Origin of the sequence: Coleofasciculaceae cyanobacterium, assembly GCA_036703275.1 — a bacterium.
Taxonomy (GTDB): Bacteria; Cyanobacteriota; Cyanobacteriia; order Cyanobacteriales; family Xenococcaceae; genus Waterburya.
Genome location: DATNPK010000092.1, coordinates 61,664 through 79,772, shown reverse-complemented (window position 1 = coordinate 79,772; position 18,109 = coordinate 61,664). Strand labels below are relative to the sequence as shown.

Annotated in this window: 18 protein-coding genes; all 18 read right to left on the bottom strand. The window is 34.6% G+C overall.

Going from position 1 to position 18,109, the window contains the following annotated elements:
* Window positions 1-20: 20 nt before the first annotated feature.
* Window positions 21-821, bottom strand: a complete 801-nt coding sequence (locus tag V6C71_18345) for a class I SAM-dependent methyltransferase (GenBank protein HEY9770422.1) — start codon at window positions 819-821, stop codon at window positions 21-23.
* A gap of 92 nt (window positions 822-913) precedes the next feature.
* Window positions 914-1,954, bottom strand: a complete 1,041-nt coding sequence (locus V6C71_18340; GenBank protein ID HEY9770421.1) for a glycosyltransferase — start codon at window positions 1,952-1,954, stop codon at window positions 914-916.
* Window positions 1,955-3,157 (bottom strand): glycosyltransferase family 4 protein, encoded by a 1,203-nt coding sequence (locus V6C71_18335; protein ID HEY9770420.1) that lies wholly within the window; start codon window positions 3,155-3,157, stop codon window positions 1,955-1,957.
* A gap of 39 nt (window positions 3,158-3,196) precedes the next feature.
* Complete coding sequence (locus V6C71_18330; GenBank protein ID HEY9770419.1) at window positions 3,197-4,399, bottom strand: glycosyltransferase; 1,203 nt, start codon at window positions 4,397-4,399, stop codon at window positions 3,197-3,199.
* A complete protein-coding gene (locus V6C71_18325; protein HEY9770418.1) occupies window positions 4,380-5,336 on the bottom strand; it encodes a glycosyltransferase in 957 nt (318 codons plus the stop codon). The genes V6C71_18330 and V6C71_18325 overlap by 20 nt, the downstream gene beginning before the upstream one ends.
* A gap of 32 nt (window positions 5,337-5,368) precedes the next feature.
* Window positions 5,369-6,265 (bottom strand): FkbM family methyltransferase, encoded by an 897-nt coding sequence (locus V6C71_18320; GenBank protein ID HEY9770417.1) that lies wholly within the window; start codon window positions 6,263-6,265, stop codon window positions 5,369-5,371.
* A 50-nt stretch (window positions 6,266-6,315) separates the two neighbouring features.
* Entirely contained in the window at window positions 6,316-6,459 is a 144-nt protein-coding gene (locus V6C71_18315; protein ID HEY9770416.1) for a glycosyltransferase family A protein, read from the bottom strand.
* 33 nt (window positions 6,460-6,492) lie between these two features.
* On the bottom strand, window positions 6,493-7,731 hold the full coding sequence (locus V6C71_18310) for a glycosyltransferase family 4 protein (GenBank protein HEY9770415.1): 1,239 nt from the start codon (window positions 7,729-7,731) through the stop codon (window positions 6,493-6,495).
* Complete coding sequence (locus V6C71_18305; GenBank protein ID HEY9770414.1) at window positions 7,724-8,734, bottom strand: glycosyltransferase family 2 protein; 1,011 nt, start codon at window positions 8,732-8,734, stop codon at window positions 7,724-7,726. The genes V6C71_18310 and V6C71_18305 overlap by 8 nt, the downstream gene beginning before the upstream one ends.
* A 68-nt stretch (window positions 8,735-8,802) precedes the next feature.
* Window positions 8,803-10,023 (bottom strand): glycosyltransferase family 4 protein, encoded by a 1,221-nt coding sequence (locus V6C71_18300; GenBank protein ID HEY9770413.1) that lies wholly within the window; start codon window positions 10,021-10,023, stop codon window positions 8,803-8,805.
* Window positions 10,024-10,157: 134 nt separating this feature from the next.
* Complete coding sequence (locus V6C71_18295) at window positions 10,158-11,315, bottom strand: glycosyltransferase (GenBank protein HEY9770412.1); 1,158 nt, start codon at window positions 11,313-11,315, stop codon at window positions 10,158-10,160.
* Complete coding sequence (locus V6C71_18290; GenBank protein HEY9770411.1) at window positions 11,308-12,171, bottom strand: sulfotransferase domain-containing protein; 864 nt, start codon at window positions 12,169-12,171, stop codon at window positions 11,308-11,310. The genes V6C71_18295 and V6C71_18290 overlap by 8 nt, the downstream gene beginning before the upstream one ends.
* Window positions 12,172-12,191: 20 nt before the next feature.
* Entirely contained in the window at window positions 12,192-13,169 is a 978-nt protein-coding gene (locus tag V6C71_18285) for a glycosyltransferase family 2 protein (GenBank protein ID HEY9770410.1), read from the bottom strand.
* Between the two features lie 5 nt (window positions 13,170-13,174).
* Window positions 13,175-14,335, bottom strand: coding sequence for a polysaccharide pyruvyl transferase family protein (locus V6C71_18280; GenBank protein ID HEY9770409.1), 1,161 nt, complete (start codon window positions 14,333-14,335; stop codon window positions 13,175-13,177).
* 47 nt (window positions 14,336-14,382) lie between these two features.
* Complete coding sequence (locus tag V6C71_18275) at window positions 14,383-15,231, bottom strand: FAD-binding protein (GenBank protein ID HEY9770408.1); 849 nt, start codon at window positions 15,229-15,231, stop codon at window positions 14,383-14,385.
* Window positions 15,215-15,796, bottom strand: a complete 582-nt coding sequence (locus V6C71_18270; GenBank protein ID HEY9770407.1) for an acyltransferase — start codon at window positions 15,794-15,796, stop codon at window positions 15,215-15,217. Before V6C71_18270 ends, V6C71_18275 begins: the two co-directional genes overlap by 17 nt.
* A 130-nt stretch (window positions 15,797-15,926) precedes the next feature.
* Window positions 15,927-17,225, bottom strand: coding sequence for an ABC transporter ATP-binding protein (locus V6C71_18265; protein ID HEY9770406.1), 1,299 nt, complete (start codon window positions 17,223-17,225; stop codon window positions 15,927-15,929).
* Window positions 17,226-17,228: 3 nt separating this feature from the next.
* A complete protein-coding gene (locus tag V6C71_18260) occupies window positions 17,229-18,095 on the bottom strand; it encodes an ABC transporter permease (GenBank protein ID HEY9770405.1) in 867 nt (288 codons plus the stop codon).
* Window positions 18,096-18,109 lie beyond the last annotated feature (14 nt).

The following is an 18,109-nucleotide window of genomic DNA, read 5'->3' as shown; positions in this document are numbered from 1 at the left end:
AAGCTGATTAGATTGCAATGTTAAATTGGCTTTCTGGCTAAAACAACTAAACTATGGGCAAACTTTTGTTTGATTGTTGAAGATATTGGAAAATAAGGAATCAATACATTACTAGCTAAATGAATAGTTTTAGCAATCATTTTTGCCAACTTTCCTTGAGTCATTCCTTTAGCAAAACCAAAATAATTCCAAGGAATACCAATGACATCCTCCAGACCAACATCTAAAAGTTCTTGCTTGTGAAGGTTAAGGTCGTAATCAATTTCTGGAATATTGTAACCACAAAGATTATATTTGCGAATGCGATCTCGCCAAAAATGAGAACCATTAGGCACAACTGAGACAACATATCCTCCTGGTTTAGTTAAGTCATACATTTTATCCCAAATTTGCTGGCGATCCGATTTTTCTAAGAAATGTTCTACTACGCCAAAATGGTAGGTTAAATCGTATTTGTCTGCTGATTGGTAATCAAAAATGTCAGCTTCTTCTACCATTGCAGGTAATGATAAACAAGCTGTTTTTTCAATTTCTTGAAGATAATTTTGACATCTAACAACAACTTCTGGTGAGACATCAATTCCTTGGACTTTAAAACCTTGAAGACTTAATAATGCCAAATGTTTACCACCGCCACATCCTAATTCAAATAGAGTATCGGATGGCTTGATTTTAGTTGTTTTGATAATTTTGCGCCAAACACGATTTATTTTTTTGATTTTTTTTAGTTCTTGAATAGAATTACAGTGATGATCGTAACCACCATTTCGTAGTCCTTCAATCCACTTTTGAGAGATATTATTATGTGTTAAGTTAGCCATAGTTGGTAATAATAAATAATTGTTTTTTGCGAGCTAATAATTTTTGATCGCAAATTTTGCATTTAATAATTGAGTGAAATGTAAAAACTAAATTACTGTCCGATTAATATTTGAGAATTATCGAGCGTTTCATAGACATTTTTAAGCTCTTGAATTCTGCGAGCGCTTGTGTGCTGCAATGCTTTTTGATAGCCAGCTTCTGCTATAGATTCAATTAACCGATCGTTGTTTAACAGATAAGTTACTTTTCGGTTTAATTCTTCTGGACTAGAAAAATAAACTGCTTCTTGATCTTCTTCAAATAGATCTAATAACTCTTGATTGCGCTCGCTTAACATCAAAGTTTTGGCTGCGGGAATCTCAAAAGTTCTAATATTGTGACCCATTTCATTTTGAGGACGAAGAATATTTAGTCCTATTTTTGCCGAGCCTAATACTTGGGGTATTTCAGTATAGGAACACATTCCCTGATGAGATTTTTTAATTAAAGTTTCTTGACAGCGAGTTTGCCAGTAGTCAGATCCCCAGATTCCCAAACGACAGTCAGAAATAGCTTTAAGATAGCGTTCGCGTTTGCAGCTATCGTCCCAGTTACCAATAAAAGCGACATCGTAATCTGGATTGCTTTGTTTTTGAGGATAGTGGTGTTTAGTATCGCTGCAAAAAGGATGATAATAGACGTTTTTAATACCGCGATCGCTAATTTGCGTGACAAGCTCTTGACTCCAAATAAACACCGCATCCCATAGCTCTAATCCTTGCTGTATCCAAGCATTGGTATGGGTGTGATGGTTGTCTAAGGGATTATCGGTAAAGAAGACAAAAGCCTTACCATGTTGCTTCAAAGCTTTGATGGTATTAGGCTGCATTAACAAAGGAGAGACAACAAAAGTTAGATCTGGTTGAAATTGTAATGCCGTTTCAACTAATTTTTGATTGGCTGTTTTAGCTCGTAATTGCCATGCTAATCGCCAAGAGGCTCTTTGTAATAAAGAACGGGATAATAGACTTGGTTCGGCTACATTCCAACTAAAGTGTTTAACTTCACATTCCTTCGCTGCAAATCCTCGTCCATAGACTTCTTCGGTTCGACCAAGTTCTACCGTTTTGCCGACAATCAGAATTTTCTGCATCTAAGCCACCCCTGTTTTTAATCGTTCTAAAGCCTGTTTGACTCCCTGAATGTCTTGTTTAAAACTCCAGTTTTGAATGCGCTTTAAAGCTATTTCTCCCGCTGAATCACGATTAGCGATCGCCCATTGCATAGCTTCAGCTAAAGCCGTAATATCTCCTGTGGGAAAAATTCGACCGTTACCGCCATCTTTAATCAAGTCTGGAGCGCAGCCAACGCGATCGCTAACTACTACTGCTTTACCCGCATTCATGACCTCGTTAATTGCTAATCCCCAAGGTTCAAAATCAGAAGGTAAGACAAAAACATCGCAAAGATTGTAAAATTTGGGCATCTCCGATTGATTACGGAAGCCTAAAAAGCGAATTGATTCCCAGCCTGTGGTTTTCACCTCCGCTTCTAAATGCGATCGCAAGTTACCATCTCCTACAAATAGCAAGTATGGCTCAGGTTCTCTATTTCCGTCCACTGATAATAAACGATAAGCTGCAAGTAAATCTTGAGGGCGTTTTTTCTCAATTAGCTTGGCTGCAAACAAGATAATTGGTCTATTAGGCTGTAGATTTAAAGATTGGCGTAATTCTTTCTGGCTGTAGCTAGCTAATTGGGCTTGTTCTTGGAAGAAGCTATTATCTACAGCATAGGGAACAGAAAACAAACGAGACTCATTAATGCCATGATCTTGATAAAATTGGCGATTAAAGCTACCAACACAAAGAAAGCCGGATATTTTGGCAAATAACCACTCAAGAAACCGATTTTTTGCCCAATCTTTTAAAGAATGTTTTAAAGATTGGCTTGGTTTTCTCAAACCATTTGATTCACCCCGCAGTAAAATCGGGATATTTAAATGTTCGGCTGCCAATAATGCTTGCAGGCTACACAGCCAATGCCAGCCATGTATCCAAACGGCATCAAACTGTCCTTGTTTTAGTTCTTGACAAATATTGCGAGCAATAGGTTGCCGTATCAGGTTTTGTCGTTGCTTGCTACCCCAGCATTCTAAAAATTGATGGTCATAGCCTGCTAAAAGTGGTACATCCCATTTAATTGCTTGACCAAATTGAGGATCGTAATAGGCTTGCACCGAAAAATCGCTATAGAAAAAGACTTTAAGCTCGATATCTGGCTCTGCGGCCAAAAGACGCAATAGGGGAGCTTGATACTGAATCGGATGAGAAACAAAATAAGCTAAACGTGGCATGAGAGAAAGAATAAAAGATAAAAAATAATCAATCGTTAATCAGTAGCTACTCATTAGCTCTAATACTGGTTCAAATTGCTTTTCGTAGTTCCATTCTTGAGCAATTCGTTGTCTGCCCAACTCGCCCATCTCCCGCATCTGAGTCGGATGTTCAAGATACCAACTTAAAGCAGCAGCAATACTATCTACATCATCGGGATCGCAAGCCAAACCATAACCAGGATTGACATATGCACTATGCCAGTCTGCTAAATCCGATACTAGCAAAGCCAAACCACAGCTAAGATAGTCAAAAACTTTATTGGAAGCACCAATCATGTGCTGCAAGTTAACATCATCGCTATTGTTAGGCATAAATGCTAAACCCAGATCGTATTGTTGCGATCGCTTTAATACTTCTTGACGAGGCATCGCCCCTAGAAATTCTACTCGTTCGATAATTCCTAATTGTTGGGCTTTAGCTCGTAACTGCTGAATATAACTATCGTTACCAATAGTTTCATAACCAATAATTCCTAACTCAACCCGATCGCCTAAACTTGCCATAGCCTCTAAAATACTTAGAGGTAAGCGAGAAGAGTTGATCGAGCCATGATACAGCAATTTAAGCTTGCCATCGGGAGATAAGGCCGAACTCCGCGGTGGGGTAACTTCTTCTTGAGTCGGACAATTCCAAACACAAAAGGTTGGGGATTTAACGGCTGTTTCGCGGATAAAATACTCTAATCTTTGCCTATTAGGTAAAATAGAAGCTTTAGCCTGGTTAGTCAGCCATTTACGAGCTTTGAAACATAAATCCATAAATAGACTATCTTCTTGTCCTGCATTGGTATCGTGTTCGTGATAAATTACTTCGATACCAGGGATGAAAGTGGCAGTTAAAGCGATTGGACAAGAAAATAAGTCAGAAGCGTAAATTACTTTTGGTCGCCAATAAATACACCAAGCCAATACCCAAAGACAAAATTGGATATAGTGTAATTTTTGTTGCCAGCCTGGGGGACAAGAAGATATTAGTCTTAGCTTAATGTTGGGATGAGTCGCAAAAAGCAGATTATTTGCTTCTCCTTGTGCGCCAATACCTAAAAATAATACCTGCCAATCATGACGCGCCAAAATATGAGAACTATGCTCTAAAGGAGGATAAGCAGTAGGATTGGTATATTGCAGATAAAGTATTTTGCGATCGCTTTTCATGATTATTTTCGTTTCTAGATCGCACTTATGAATTAAAAGTAGCAACGGTCTTAACTTTGCGTTTCCAGCTAGCCAGATAATCTGCTAGGGTAAAACCCAAAAATTTAGCATACAGGTTATATAAACCGCTTTCACTGGGTCGAAAATCTGGGTTTAGCTCTTTAGCTAAATTCAAGTGATATTGATACAAGTTGCGATCGCGATCGAAGTAGTTTCTAGCTAAAGCAAAATGTGATTTTGCCAAAGCTTTTTTATATTTATTTTGTAAATTATTTTTAGCTTTTAAACTAGCTCTAGCGTTTTCTAAAATCTGAGCGTGACTATCACACCATTGCTGACAATTTTTAGTAGAAACTGTCACGTTTCCATAACGGCGATATATTGAATAGCAGCCAGGTTGATAAACAAATTTAGCAAGAGCGATCGCGACTCTAATCCAAAAATCTCGATCTTGTCCTGCTTTTAAAGTCTCATCCCATCCATTAATTTCTATTACTATTTTTCGCTTAATTAAATATGCTGCTGGAGATGCCCACCAGCCCGACAAAAGAGCTTCTAAAGTATCCAAATGTTGGCCACTTAGTTTAATATTACCCAAAGAATTACTACCATCTTCTTGATGGTATTGATGTTGCCAATCTCCATAAACCACATCACAATTATTTGTTGCTAAAAATTCGATTTGATGAGCAATTTTTTCTGGTAATAAATAATCGTCGGCATCTAACCACTGAATATATTTGCCTTTGCTTAATTGAAAACCACGATTGCGAGCGACATTACCACCCTGGTTTGTTCCCGTTACCCATTTAAGGCGATCGCCATAACTTTTGATAATTTCTAAACTAGAATCTGTCGAACCATCATCGACAACAATTATTTCAATATTTGGATAAGTTTGAGCTAAAATACTGTCGATCGCTTCGCTAATCCAGCGTTCAGAATTATAACAAGGAATTATAACAGAAACTAAAGAATTCATAATTACCTAAATTTTATTGTTTAAGAAATACCTTAGTTTGTTACTACCGAATATTCATTTGTATATTCGGTAGTATTAGATAAATAAGATTTGAAAAAATTAGCCTCATGTGCTTCAGGTACAAAAATATACTCGCAAATAGAAAGATCGGAATGCACGCCAATTGTATTTATAGCCATAAGTTTGCCGTCATGCATAATTCTGTAGATTTTATAGCCACTTTCTTTGATGAGATTTTCTAATAAATCTTGTTTTCTTTTTCTTGAGTTTACTTGAGTAGTATTTGAATTGTAAACGGGAAGAACTTCGCACAAAATGTACGGATTATACTTGGCTATTGAGTTTTGAAGACCTTGAATTACTTCAAGTTCTGCTCCTTCTACATCAATTTTAATAACTGAAATTGAATTAACCCCAAGTTGACTTAATAAATAATCTCCTTGAAATACGGGAACATAGGTATGAGAAGAATAGAAAGTTTCATCTCTAAAATCTTGAGCAATACTTGCTGAGGGGTCTATATCATTGTTCATGAATAAACTTAATACAGAAGATTCATTTGCCAAACCAACAGGAATAATGTGACAATTATGCCAATTATTAACACTAATTAGTTTTTTAACATAGGTAGAGCAAATTGAATTTGGCTCAAAACCAATATAGTTATTATTTAACTGAGTAGACTTTACTTTTAAAAGAGTCTGACCTAGGTTTACTCCAACATCAATAAATATTCCTTTCTTAGTTTTCAAAGCACTTTGAATAATATTGTCTAGCCAACATTCGCGACGTGCTGCATTCAACAAATCATAACCTAAACCATTAATTAGTGGGATTTTTATTTGAGTATTATTAATTTTAATATTTTTCAATAAACTAAAGCAATCGAGTAAGTTTAGTTTGCGTAATATTTTAATAAGCTTAATCATTCTTTTTTACATCTGAATATTGAATTTTGATCGCCATAAGTTTTGATAATTTATAAACTAGAATCTGTCGAATCATCATCGACAACAATTATTTCAATATTTGGATAAGTTTGAGCTAAAATACTGTCGATCGCTTCGGTAATCCAGCGTTCGGAATTATAACAAGGAATGATAACAGAAACTAAAGAATTCATGACCGCACAAATTTTATTACTTAAGAAATATTGTTACTTCATTGCTGATTTGACAAATAATCTAGTTAGATTTTTGGCAAAGTTAAAAACTATATTTTTTGTCACGAAATTTTCTAATACATACTTTTTACCTTCGTTACCCATTTTATTAATTAAATGAGGATTATCGATTAAGTTTTTAAGTATATTACTTACTTCTCGTTCCGCTTTTTCTTGTTCTGTATCTACTAAAAACCCAGTAATTTTATCTTTTACTGCTTCTACTGCACCGCCATTTCTGCCTCCAATAATTACATTTTTAAAATAAGATGCTTCAATAAAACTAATACCAAAGCCTTCAAAGTCAGTATTATTCAATCCGCGATTAGGCATAAGAAATATTGAACTTAAATTTAACAAACTAAACTTTTCTGATTCAGTAATTTTTTCTATTAAAAAGACTTTGTTTTGGAGATTATGAGCTGTAATCAAAGCTTTATAATTACTAAATTCCGCTCCATCTCCAGCAATAAGATAAATAAAATTATCATATTCTTTGTATAATAAAGCAGCAGCTTTAATTCCAATATCTAAACCTTTTCTTTTAATATGTCTGGCAACAGATAAGATAATAGTCTTATTTTTTAAATTAATCTTAAATCTTTCTTCAAGCTGCTCTATAGAAAAAAAAGCTAGTCTTTCGCAATCGTTAGTATTTATACCTGGATATAATAAATAAGAATTACTATTAATATCAGAGAATAAAGATTTAAATAAATTTTGAGTTGCTAAAGAGTTAAAAATTATTGGTTTAGCATTTTGTCCAATCTCTTGCAAATAAAATTTATCTTCTGTAGATAATTTAATTACATCCAATCCATGTATACAAACACCATATTCTATGGTAAGTAAATTGCATAACCTAATAATTATTTTGGAATAAAGATTTTCTGTATACGTTATTAGCAAAGATGTAGATTTACGAGCTATTAAAATTTTGATAAAGCTTGCTAAAGTAAATAAATATAATTTACCAAAATAAATTAAAGAATTTATTTTACGCCCCAAAGCAATATTGTCTCCTGGTCTTTTTCCTAAATGACGATCGTGTTTTTGCTTGTTTAAACCTTCAACAGTAAATTCATATTGTTGTTCTTGATGGATTGTAGTAATGACACGATCAAGCTTATTTAACTCATTTAATTCTTTTGCAAGATGGTATGTATATTCCGCTACGCCACCAGTTAAAGGCTTGAAATCAGGTGCAAAAAGGATAACTTTTTTATCAAACATTTCGGTCGATTCTATTAAAGATTTTACAAGAATATTTTTTAATTAAATCACCAAAAAATTGATTAACATATCTGACTATTCGATAAATTGGTCCAATAATTTTATAAACTGGACTAAATGTAATCGATTGAATTTTTTGATTAGCATCGACTAAAGCATCAGCTAGCCCCATCAAATCTTGATAAGCAATATCTCTTGCGCCATAATCCATAATTAAAAGCGCATTCTCTACAATAGTTTGCTCTTTTTGAGCCGTAGTCTTTGCCTCTTGATGAACGGTGGCATGAGATAATACTGTATCTAGTTTTTTAAAAAAGAATTTTTGAGATATTTTGAGCCATAAATCTACATCCATACAGTAATTAAGGCTCTCATCTAAAAGTCCGCAGAGTTCCCATGCTTCCCTAGTGAAAAAACAGGATGGCTGCATAAAATGAGATTTATGCCAGTTAAGAAAAGACTGAAAGTTTAATTCAGGTCCTCGCGGCGGAGTATAAACTATTTTTCCTGTTTCATCTACTTTATGACCGATTCCAACTAATGCGCCAGTATGATTATCTTCTTGGTTAAACCTTTCTGCAACTAAAGATAAAGCTTCGGGAAGATAAATATCATCGCTATTTAACCATGCAAAAATTTTACCTGTAGCTCGATCAAACCCTTTGTTAATAGCGTGAGCTTGTCCTTTATCTTTCTCGCTAACCCAATATGTTAAGTAAGACTCGTACTTTTTAATAATATCTACACTGCGATCGCTACTTCCACCATCAATCACGATATACTCCAAATTAGGATAACTTTGCAGTAATACCGAGCGAATAGTTTTCTCTAAAAAACGGCTTTGGTTATAGCTAGGTGTAATAATGCTAATTAAAGGCCAAGGTTGACCATCTGGCATATTTGGAGGCAAAAGTTGACTGGCTTCTGTCCAGGGCCATCCTATCTTATCTGGTGGTGGTGCGGGTAAATCTTCTAAAGTAATCTGTGTGCTTAAAACTGACATTTTAGGTATGGAATAAATAAGCTAAGTTTTGGATAATCTTATTAAGAAGCAATTCAGCGTCTCTATTTTTAATTCTGCAAAGCATTTTGATACAGTTCGATGTATCTCTGTCCTTGAAGTTCAAGAGAATATTCATCTAGTGCGATCGCTCTACAGTTTTGTTTCATTTCTGCTCTTAATCGATCGTCTTCTAAAAGCTGAATAATTCCCTGACAAAAATCATTAGAATCTTCGGGAGTAGCTAAATAACCTGTAATATTGTGACGAACTAAATCAGGAACACCGCCAATCTTGAAAGATACCATTGGTGTTCCACAAGCCATGCTTTCTTGTAAGACTAGAGGTAAGTTATCTGCACGGGTGGGAAAAATGAATAAATCGGCAGCAGAATAGGCAATAGATTTTAAGCGATCGCTGCTAACATAGCCAAGATTTACAGTCTCAATTCCGACAGCATTACTAATAATTTCTCCACCGTAACCAAAAGTTAGCAATACGGTTTCTGCTTTTAGGGATTCTGGTAATTTTGTTAAAGCTTCTGTTAATAAATCGCCACCTTTACGAGAATCGCTAATGTTTTCAGCACCAAACATTAAAACTTTTTTATTGTTTGGAATATTAAGTATATATCGGCATTTTTCTGAGTCGATTGGCTGATAGGCTTCTGTATCAATTCCATAAGGAACATGATGAATAGGAAAACGATTCAGCATACTTTGCTTCACCTGTTCAGTTAACCATTTGCTGGGTGTCACTACTGATAGATTAGAGCGACTATAAACCCAATCTTTTAACTTCCACTCCCAAGATGTACTATCTCTACGAACAGCAGGATAAGTATTGAGATCGGGACATTGACCACAGCCTTGTTTCCAGCGATCGCAATCGTAACTATAAGCACAGTGACCAGTAAAGCTCCACATATCATGAAGAGTAAATACAGCAGGTTTGTTTTTAGTAAGTTTAGGTATTGTCAGATAGTTAAAATAACCAGTGTGAAGATTATGAAAGTTTAAAACGTCGGCTTCTTGGAAAAACTTATGTTTAGGTATGTCAAAACTACTAATAAGATTGAGGTAATTAAGTCCTAAACGGCTGGACAAGCGACAAATTTGATTTTCTAGACGCTGTTTGCGTTTAACTGTAGCAATGCGATCGCTTTTTGTTTTAGCTACGCCCACCAGCAACCGAGAATCAATACCCAGATCTAATAAATCTTGATGCAGTCTGTACCCTGCGATCGCCGCACCGCCAGCAGTATCAGATTGATTGATGTGTAAAATTTTCATAAATTGAATAAGCTTAAAAATTATAAAGACTTGGTGGTTTTTTTCTCAGATTATTTGTCCGATCTTAGTTTTAAGTAAATAATGATTATTGTTTGTCTGCGATTCCGCCTCTCATTAGCGATTGCTTTAGAAAGTTAGTTTTTGACTAAAAAGCTATTCTTGGAAATATGTAATTTAAAGTTATTCACTCTCGCTTTTCCAACTGCCCAAAGCCGACGACCTATGTTTGGAACATAGGGCGTAACTAAAGCTTTAACTGTAGTGTGCCATCGAACGGATAATTGTAATTTACTTTTTAAAATCCACAGTAATTTGAGTCCGATTAAAGTTTGTTTGGTACGCAATAAATGATTGCTCAAATGATAGAAACGTTTTCCCCAAATCTCGGCTCTAGTAGGATTGCTGGCGAGTAAATTCCAAAACGACTCTAGTAAATTTAGATCTTGCTGCTGAAGTAAGCCACTTTCGCCTAGCTCTTCATACCACCATTTTTGATAGGAGCGTTTATCTATAAGCTCTAAATATGACCACCAGAGACGTTCGTAAGCTTTAGCATCTAAAGCTAAGCTTTTGTCCTGTAGGCTTTCTTGTATGGCTTTATAGGAAATTTGCTGCGAACATTGAAGTTGTTTTTTTCGTTTGAGCTTAGTAATAGCAGCAGGATTATCGCGGCGGTATTGTAAGAGAATATCTGAAAGCGTTGCTAAATAAGAATTACAACTTATCCGCCACCAAAGATCGTAATCTTCTGCATGAAGCATTTGCTCATTGTATCCTCCTAGTTTTTGTAACAAACTTCGTCTAATTGTCATTGATGAATGCCATAGATAATTGTTAATTAAAAGCAGTGCCTGTAAGCTATGATGGTCTTCAGGTATGTCTTGTTTGCCTAAAACTGTGCCTTGGCGATCGATAAATTCTACAGAAGAACCTACTGCACCTACTTCTGGATGAGTATCTAAAAAATCTACTTGCAGTTGTAAGCGATTGGGTAATGAGATATCATCTGCATCTTGCCGAACCAGGTATTTTCCTTTAGTTGCTGCTAATCCTTTATTTAATGATTTTTCTAGACCCAAGTTATGCTGATTGTAGATAAGAACAATCCTCTCATCTTTGGCTGCATAATCGCTCAGAATCCGCCGCGTGCTATCTGTAGAGCCATCATCTACAATTACAAATTCAAAGTCTGTATAACTTTGTTTTAAGATACTTGCTATTGCTTCTGATAGATAAGTTTCTCCATTGTAGACACACATCAAAATGCTAACCTTGGGAATTGATTTATTCATAACCTAATGAGGCGATAGTAGCAGCATGTAATTTCTGGAGTAGCTTAAAAGATTCTGAACGATTGTAGCAATCTATAGACTCGGTGTCTCCGGAACGATAATAACTAGAATCTCGTTGTTTTAATTCGCTAAACGAAGTTAATGTTTGAGTAGAATCGTAATCCAACCCAATTAGTTCTTTAATTTGCTGGCAAGCTATTAATGTATCTAAAAGAATATCTTCAAAGCGCAATCTTAAAAATTTGCCATTAACAACAGACATCGCCCGTTCCCATTGCTGATGCCAATCGCTCCAAGAACCATAAGGAACTTGGCCCATAATAACTTCATCCAAAGTTTTATGGCGATTAATATACTTACTTAAAAAATGAAAGTAAGATTCAAACACTAAACTAGGATGACGCACGATTTGAAGAACATATTCATTGTCAAAATATTCTAAAAAAGGAGGATTATGGGTTTTGATAAAAAAGTAATTACAATCGTTGGCTAATTTTTGACGGTTTCGATCTGTCAATATATTTTGACATCCAGGTAGTAAACAGCGACAGTTTTTACTGTAAGGCGATAGGTCTAGAGCGTATTCTACAACCCACTTATTAATATCGTAGGTTTTAAAAATATATCGGTTCCATCTCGATAAAATTTGTCGATTTAACTTCAAAGATATAGACTGTAGTTCTTCTTGGCTATTCGGTAAAGTTTGACCGTTATAACGCCAATTTTTAGCAAATTTAGTTCTAATTAATTTGCTATTTGATTCGACTCCAGAAATCGGTCTGGCAAAAAAGTTTCTAATCAAATTTTGCATTAATGAGTTACCCGACCTTAAATATGATGAAATATAGACGAGCATGGGAAATCTCCTTAATAGTTTTAAAAAGATAATACTTTTTTCATAAAATTAAATTTACGCAACGCTTTTAATTTTCTTAGCCACAAGTGAGCAGTAATTCGGATGAATTTTTTCCAAGAAATTAATTGATGTACTAATCCATTGAAAACTATTTTTTGACAATATAATTTTCTAGTCCCATCTTGAATTAAAGATGGAATTACTTTATCTAGTAAAAAAGCTGTAGCAGCCTTAGATGAAACATAATTTCGACATTCGCGAATAAAAGTTTCTGAAAGTCGATAGTCAGGTGTTCTCCCAACATGATCTAATTTAGAATCGCCATTCCAAATAGTCAGAGGTTGCTCTATAAAAGAAAAAATTGCTCCGGCAGCTTCTAATCGGAGACAAAAATCCCAATCTTGATGTTTTCTCAAACTATCTCGAAAACGAGTATTAAAAGCTAGAGAATTATGAAGCATCAGGGTGCTAGTTAACGCTTTCCCTTGATTACAAAATAGATAGTCTCCCAAAGATTCTGCTGATTCCTTGGCTTTTTTGGGTACAAAAAAGCGATCATCAAAAGCCGTGTAAGTAGACTCCGAAATTCCAGAAACACTGTAAAAAGCTTGAGTATAACTAACTATTCGTTCAGGAGCGGCAGATTGTAGAATCGAAGCAAGTTGCAATTCTAGCTTATCAGCAACCCAAACATCATCAGAATCTAAAAAGGCAATGTATTCACCTTTTGCTGCTTCAATACCCGTATTCCGTGTAGCACCACCTCCTTTATTAGTTGAGTGGCGAAAATAGCGAATTCTAGGATCGTTAATACTATTAATAACTGCTTCGGTATTATCTGTAGAGTGATCGTCAACAACAATAATCTCTATATTTTGATACGATTGATTGAATACGCTCTTTAAAGAAATGTCAATAATTTTTGCACGGTCATAAGTAGGAATGATAACGCTAACAAGAGGCTGTTCTGATAATACGTTGATTTTCTGGGGTTGCATAAATCTTAATTTTTCGTACAGCTTCCGATTGTAGTTAATGACGTTTTTTGCAATTCTTTTCCATTTAAAGCATCAAATAAATAAGTCTTAGATATTAATATTTCATTATTTAATTTTTGGTCGACAAGATTGTAATCAATTTCGATCAATTGTTTCTCAAAAGAGTTTGATTGAATATTACTTACAAATCTATTCTTTAATCCTAAATTATCAACTAAGTCTCCTGTTTTATTGAGTTTACTTTCACTAGCAAAAGTTGTAAATTGCTTTTTAAATTTTATAGAAAAAATAGTTCCATGATAAAAGTTGGTAACTATATAAGAGGCATGATTAAAATATTTCAACCACTCGATCGGGCTTATGTTAATTAAAATTTTATCGGCTTTATAACAAGGTTCTCCAATAGAAATAATAGTTAGTTTTTTTTGTTTGGCAACAAAATCAATAAAATCAATTTCTTGAGGCTTTAGATGTTTTTCTAGATACAATAAAAGATATTGTTTGTTACTTGGATTATTGCTTAAATTAAAAACTTTTTTATAGTCAACTATAAATGTTGGGTCGAGAACCTTAATCCCTGAAATATTACAATTTTGCTGAATTAAATTCAAACTATTGGAATCGCGTAACGAAATATTATCTAGATTCCTAATTAACTTACTAATCGATTTACAATTCTCTCCCAAATTAGCTGTTGGACCAAAGCTAGCCGCATAACTTAACTTGCGACATTTATCGTTAACAAAATCTAAAAAATAAGATGTATCGAATCCTCTAATTGAATTAACACACCAAATCTGATCGCTACCACAAACTACAGCATCATAGTCGGCTTTTGACTCTAAAAAGAATTTTAATTGTTCTCGATCAACAAACTTTTTCTTACTTAAAGTTAATTCAGAAACTAAGAAATCTCTCATTTTAATATATTTTGCCAAACTAGAATAAAAATATTTTATTAGAATTTTTAACCAGACAATTTTAGAAAAATTACCATAAATAGGATTAATAATTTTATGACGATAATATTGAGTAGCGGCAGGTGGCCGATAATCAATGATTTCTACCTCATGTCCTTGACTTATAATGGCTTTCCACAATCCATAAGTCTGTAATGTTGCACCAAAATTTGTAGTGTGATGAAAAGTTATAATTCCTACTTTCATTGTTTTCCTTTAGAAGTAACATTATTTTTTGAATTTAGAAAATAAAGCTAGTCTACAAATATAATTTCGACTTTAGCTATTTTTCTTTTAAAAAAATGAATTATTTTTACTAGTATAATTAGCATTAAAATTGAAATACAACTATCAGATTTATTAACGATCCAATTGCTGGTTTTAGAAGAAAAACTTGTTTGATTAATATGAAATCCTTTCAGGTTTTTTAAAATACTAGAGTCAGATTCTTTAAATACAGAACCACAATTAGGTGCACAATGATCTTGATTTTCTTTTGACCATATACATCTTTCTGCTATGGGATTACCCTCTAGTTTAATTTCTCGGAAATTAAATACAGCACTCAAAATAAGTTTAGATTGAATACCAGTAAATATTGTCTCCCTATAGCCTCTAATAATTTCTTCTTTGGTTAGGGTCTTTACATAGTTATTTTCAAAATCAAAAAAATCAACAGTCTCAACAAAATCGTAAATAGTGCGCTGAAACTTTTTGCCTCTTCCAGCATTCATAGCTAACGCTCCACCAATTGTAGCTGGGACTGATGCTAGATAATAAAAAGAATCGAGAGAATTATCAAAACAGTGTTTTAAAATATCTCTGATTTGAGTTGATGAAGATACTCTAATTTTATTTTTTGACAGCATATCTATTTTCTTGTGTAGCTTGTTTTTAAGAATTAGCGATTTAATATTTTTTCTAGTGAATAAAGTATTAGAACCATTACCTAAAATATAGATTTTACAATTATTAGCTTTAGCCCAAAGACAATATTCTTTAAACTGCTCTATAGTTTCAAACTCAGCATAGTTTTTAAAATTATGAGTAGTCCGATAAAAGGATAATTTATTATTTGTAACTGATTTAATTTGAGTTAACATATCGACCTTCTTGATTACTTTCTAGGTATTCTAATTGTTCTGGAACCAAAATTTGACCGCGAACGCCACCGTAACATTTTTTCGACTCTAAATTTTGATAATGTTTGGCATCTCGATATTTCAATACACGACTTGGCTGATTACCAACTATTGCTAATGACGGTATATCTTGAGTTACTACTGCACCCAAACCAATAATTGCACCATCACCAATACGAACACCAGGAACAATACAAACATTCATACCTATCCAAACATTTTTGCCAATTACAACAGGCTTACCAATTTCTGTATTATCGTAAGGTAAAGCTTCTCCATGATAATTATGATTGACTGTATATATAGTTACATTACGACTAATATGAGCATTGTCTCCAATTGTTAATCCTCCTGCGGAAGAAAAGTAAGCGTTTTCATTAATATGAACATTGTGTCCAATAATCATGTTCTGGGGATGGGAAATAAACATTTTGCCATTTAACCTTACTCCATGACCACATAATTTAAGCTGCTGTAAAATAGTTTTATTTCTTAATAACTCTTTCTGTTTTTCTGCTTGTTTCAATTCTTGAATAAAAAAATCATTATTAGCTAAATACCGAATTGCCTTTAATAAATATGTTTGTAACTGATATTTAATATTTTTTTTCATTTTTTAATATGATATTGCTTAATAATTGCTACGGGTTATTGCTCTACTTAGTATTTAAATAATTCCATTTTCTAGGATGATAAAATAAATTTCTACCATTCAAGTAAGTAATGTTATAAGAGTCTTTAATTTCAAACCTTAGAGAAGAAACAATATCAAAAGCATAACTATTTTGCTTTTGCAAATATATCGTCATTTCATAAGCACCTGGTCTGAGATAACAACAGGGTAGCTGTAACTGTATTTCCAATTTTCCTGGTTTAGCTTCAATATATTTTTTATCAAACTGACTAGATATGACTAATATACTTTCATTATCTTTAGTTAAATCATTAATAGCAAAATAAACAAAAATTTCATTGACGTTTTGATGTATTTGACACCCTACACAAAAACTGACATATTCTCCAACTTCTGGAGAATTAATAATATTGCAGTCTCGATCTTTGAAACAAAAATATCTAATATCTGCACCAGAACTTTCTTCTGCTGCCTTTTCCTCAAAGTTAACTTTTCCGTAACTTATTTCGTTACCCGTTACAAATAAATCTGCTTCATATTTTCGGACTACTGAATCTGTTAACCCATCTGCAATGACTTTTCCTTTTGATAGATATACAGAACGATCACATATACCTAAAATTGCTGCTACATTATGAGAGACTAGAACAAAAGATGAACCTTTACTCCGAATTTCATTAAGCTTTCGGTTACATTTCGCTCTAAATTTTGCGTCGCCTACAGCTAACACCTCATCAATTAGCAAAATATCTGGTTCGGTATGTATAGCACTAGCAAAACCCAAACGTGCAGCCATTCCAGAACTATATGTTTGCACTGGTGAATCGATCGCCTCACCGATCTCGGCAAACTCGACGACATCATCAAATCTTTCGCCAATCTCTTTGGTAGATAAACCCAAGATCGACATATTGGCATAGATGTTCTCTCTTCCCGTCAAGATGGGATTGAAACCCGCACCCAAAGCAATTAGAGGTGCAACTCTACCCGTGACTTTCACCGTACCGCGATCGGGTTTAATTAGTCCTGCAATGATGCGAAGTAAGGTGGATTTACCGCTACCATTTTTGCCAACTAAGCCCAATGCTTCGCCTTTTCTAAGTTCAAAACTAACGTTATCTAATGCCCAAAATTCTTTATTTCTCAGGCGATCGCTTTTTTGTCTGACTCCAGTTAATTCGCCTGCAATATCCTGTACTCCGTAAAATAAAGAACGTTTTAAATCGCGACAAAACTTTTTCGATACTCCTTCGACTGAGAGAACTACTTCGTCGTTATTAAAAGAGGGTTCGATAACTTTGGCTGGGGTAGTATTAATCATTTTCTAAGAACTAATTCTCTCTACTATGTAAGGCATTGAGACACGATAAATAATCCAACCCACTAATAAGCCAACCAAGCCAATGCTACTGGCAAGCCAAAAACCGATTGGATCGGATACTGTTCCCGTAGTGGCTAATTCTCGCGTGGTGACTAACAAAGGTGTTACGGGGTTAAATTTGACAATCGTGCCAAATACGCCCCCATTGGGTACGGGATAAACGACAGGAGTAAGAAACAACCATAAACCAGTCAATAAGGTAATAGCTCGGGAAATATCCTGATACAAAGCTCCCATAGGTGCAAGGATCAAACCGATAAAAGTTCCCAATGCTACCAAATGAATTAAAGCCACTGGTGCTAAAATTACGCTGCCACTGACGGGCATCTTGAACCAGAGGAATAAGATAACAATCAAAATTAGCTTAACGCCAAAATTGAAGAATACTTCGCCTAGCTTGCTTAAAACCAATGCTTCGCGAGGGAAGTTAATTCGAGCTAACATCGCTTTGCCCGCAGTTACTCCTTGAATAGGTGCATTGAGAGCCTCCACAAAAGTTTGCCACAGAGTCATACTAAACATGACATAAGCGGGATAAGGTAAATCTGTCGCCCCAATGTTCACAATTCCGTTGTCTTTTGCTAAGGTAAACCCTGCTGCCGTAATTACCGCAGGAATAACCGCCCAGAAAATACCCAAAAATGACTGACGGTATTGAGCGCTGATGTCTCTGACTAACAATCGCCACGCTAACTCTCTAGAAGCTAACAAGTCTCGCCACATTTCCCGAAGCATTATTGGGGGATGTCGCAGCCGACTTTCTGGACTGTAAATAACTTGGCGCGGATGTTGAGATTTAAATTTGGTCAATCTACCCATAGCTC

Bases quoted from the DNA above. Each gene is read 5' to 3' on its own strand.
- V6C71_18345 (HEY9770422.1), bottom strand. From the start codon at position 821: ATGGCTAACTTAACACATAATAATATCTCTCAAAAGTGGATTGAAGGA.
- V6C71_18340 (HEY9770421.1), bottom strand. From the start codon at position 1,954: ATGCAGAAAATTCTGATTGTCGGCAAAACGGTAGAACTTGGTCGAACC.
- V6C71_18335 (HEY9770420.1), bottom strand. From the start codon at position 3,157: ATGCCACGTTTAGCTTATTTTGTTTCTCATCCGATTCAGTATCAAGCT.
- V6C71_18325 (HEY9770418.1), bottom strand. From the start codon at position 5,336: ATGAATTCTTTAGTTTCTGTTATAATTCCTTGTTATAATTCTGAACGC.
- V6C71_18320 (HEY9770417.1), bottom strand. From the start codon at position 6,265: ATGATTAAGCTTATTAAAATATTACGCAAACTAAACTTACTCGATTGC.
- V6C71_18315 (HEY9770416.1), bottom strand. From the start codon at position 6,459: ATGAATTCTTTAGTTTCTGTTATCATTCCTTGTTATAATTCCGAACGC.
- V6C71_18310 (HEY9770415.1), bottom strand. From the start codon at position 7,731: ATGTTTGATAAAAAAGTTATCCTTTTTGCACCTGATTTCAAGCCTTTA.
- V6C71_18305 (HEY9770414.1), bottom strand. From the start codon at position 8,734: ATGTCAGTTTTAAGCACACAGATTACTTTAGAAGATTTACCCGCACCA.
- V6C71_18300 (HEY9770413.1), bottom strand. From the start codon at position 10,023: ATGAAAATTTTACACATCAATCAATCTGATACTGCTGGCGGTGCGGCG.
- V6C71_18295 (HEY9770412.1), bottom strand. From the start codon at position 11,315: ATGAATAAATCAATTCCCAAGGTTAGCATTTTGATGTGTGTCTACAAT.
- V6C71_18290 (HEY9770411.1), bottom strand. From the start codon at position 12,171: ATGCTCGTCTATATTTCATCATATTTAAGGTCGGGTAACTCATTAATG.
- V6C71_18285 (HEY9770410.1), bottom strand. From the start codon at position 13,169: ATGCAACCCCAGAAAATCAACGTATTATCAGAACAGCCTCTTGTTAGC.
- V6C71_18280 (HEY9770409.1), bottom strand. From the start codon at position 14,335: ATGAAAGTAGGAATTATAACTTTTCATCACACTACAAATTTTGGTGCA.
- V6C71_18275 (HEY9770408.1), bottom strand. From the start codon at position 15,231: ATGTTAACTCAAATTAAATCAGTTACAAATAATAAATTATCCTTTTAT.
- V6C71_18265 (HEY9770406.1), bottom strand. From the start codon at position 17,225: ATGATTAATACTACCCCAGCCAAAGTTATCGAACCCTCTTTTAATAAC.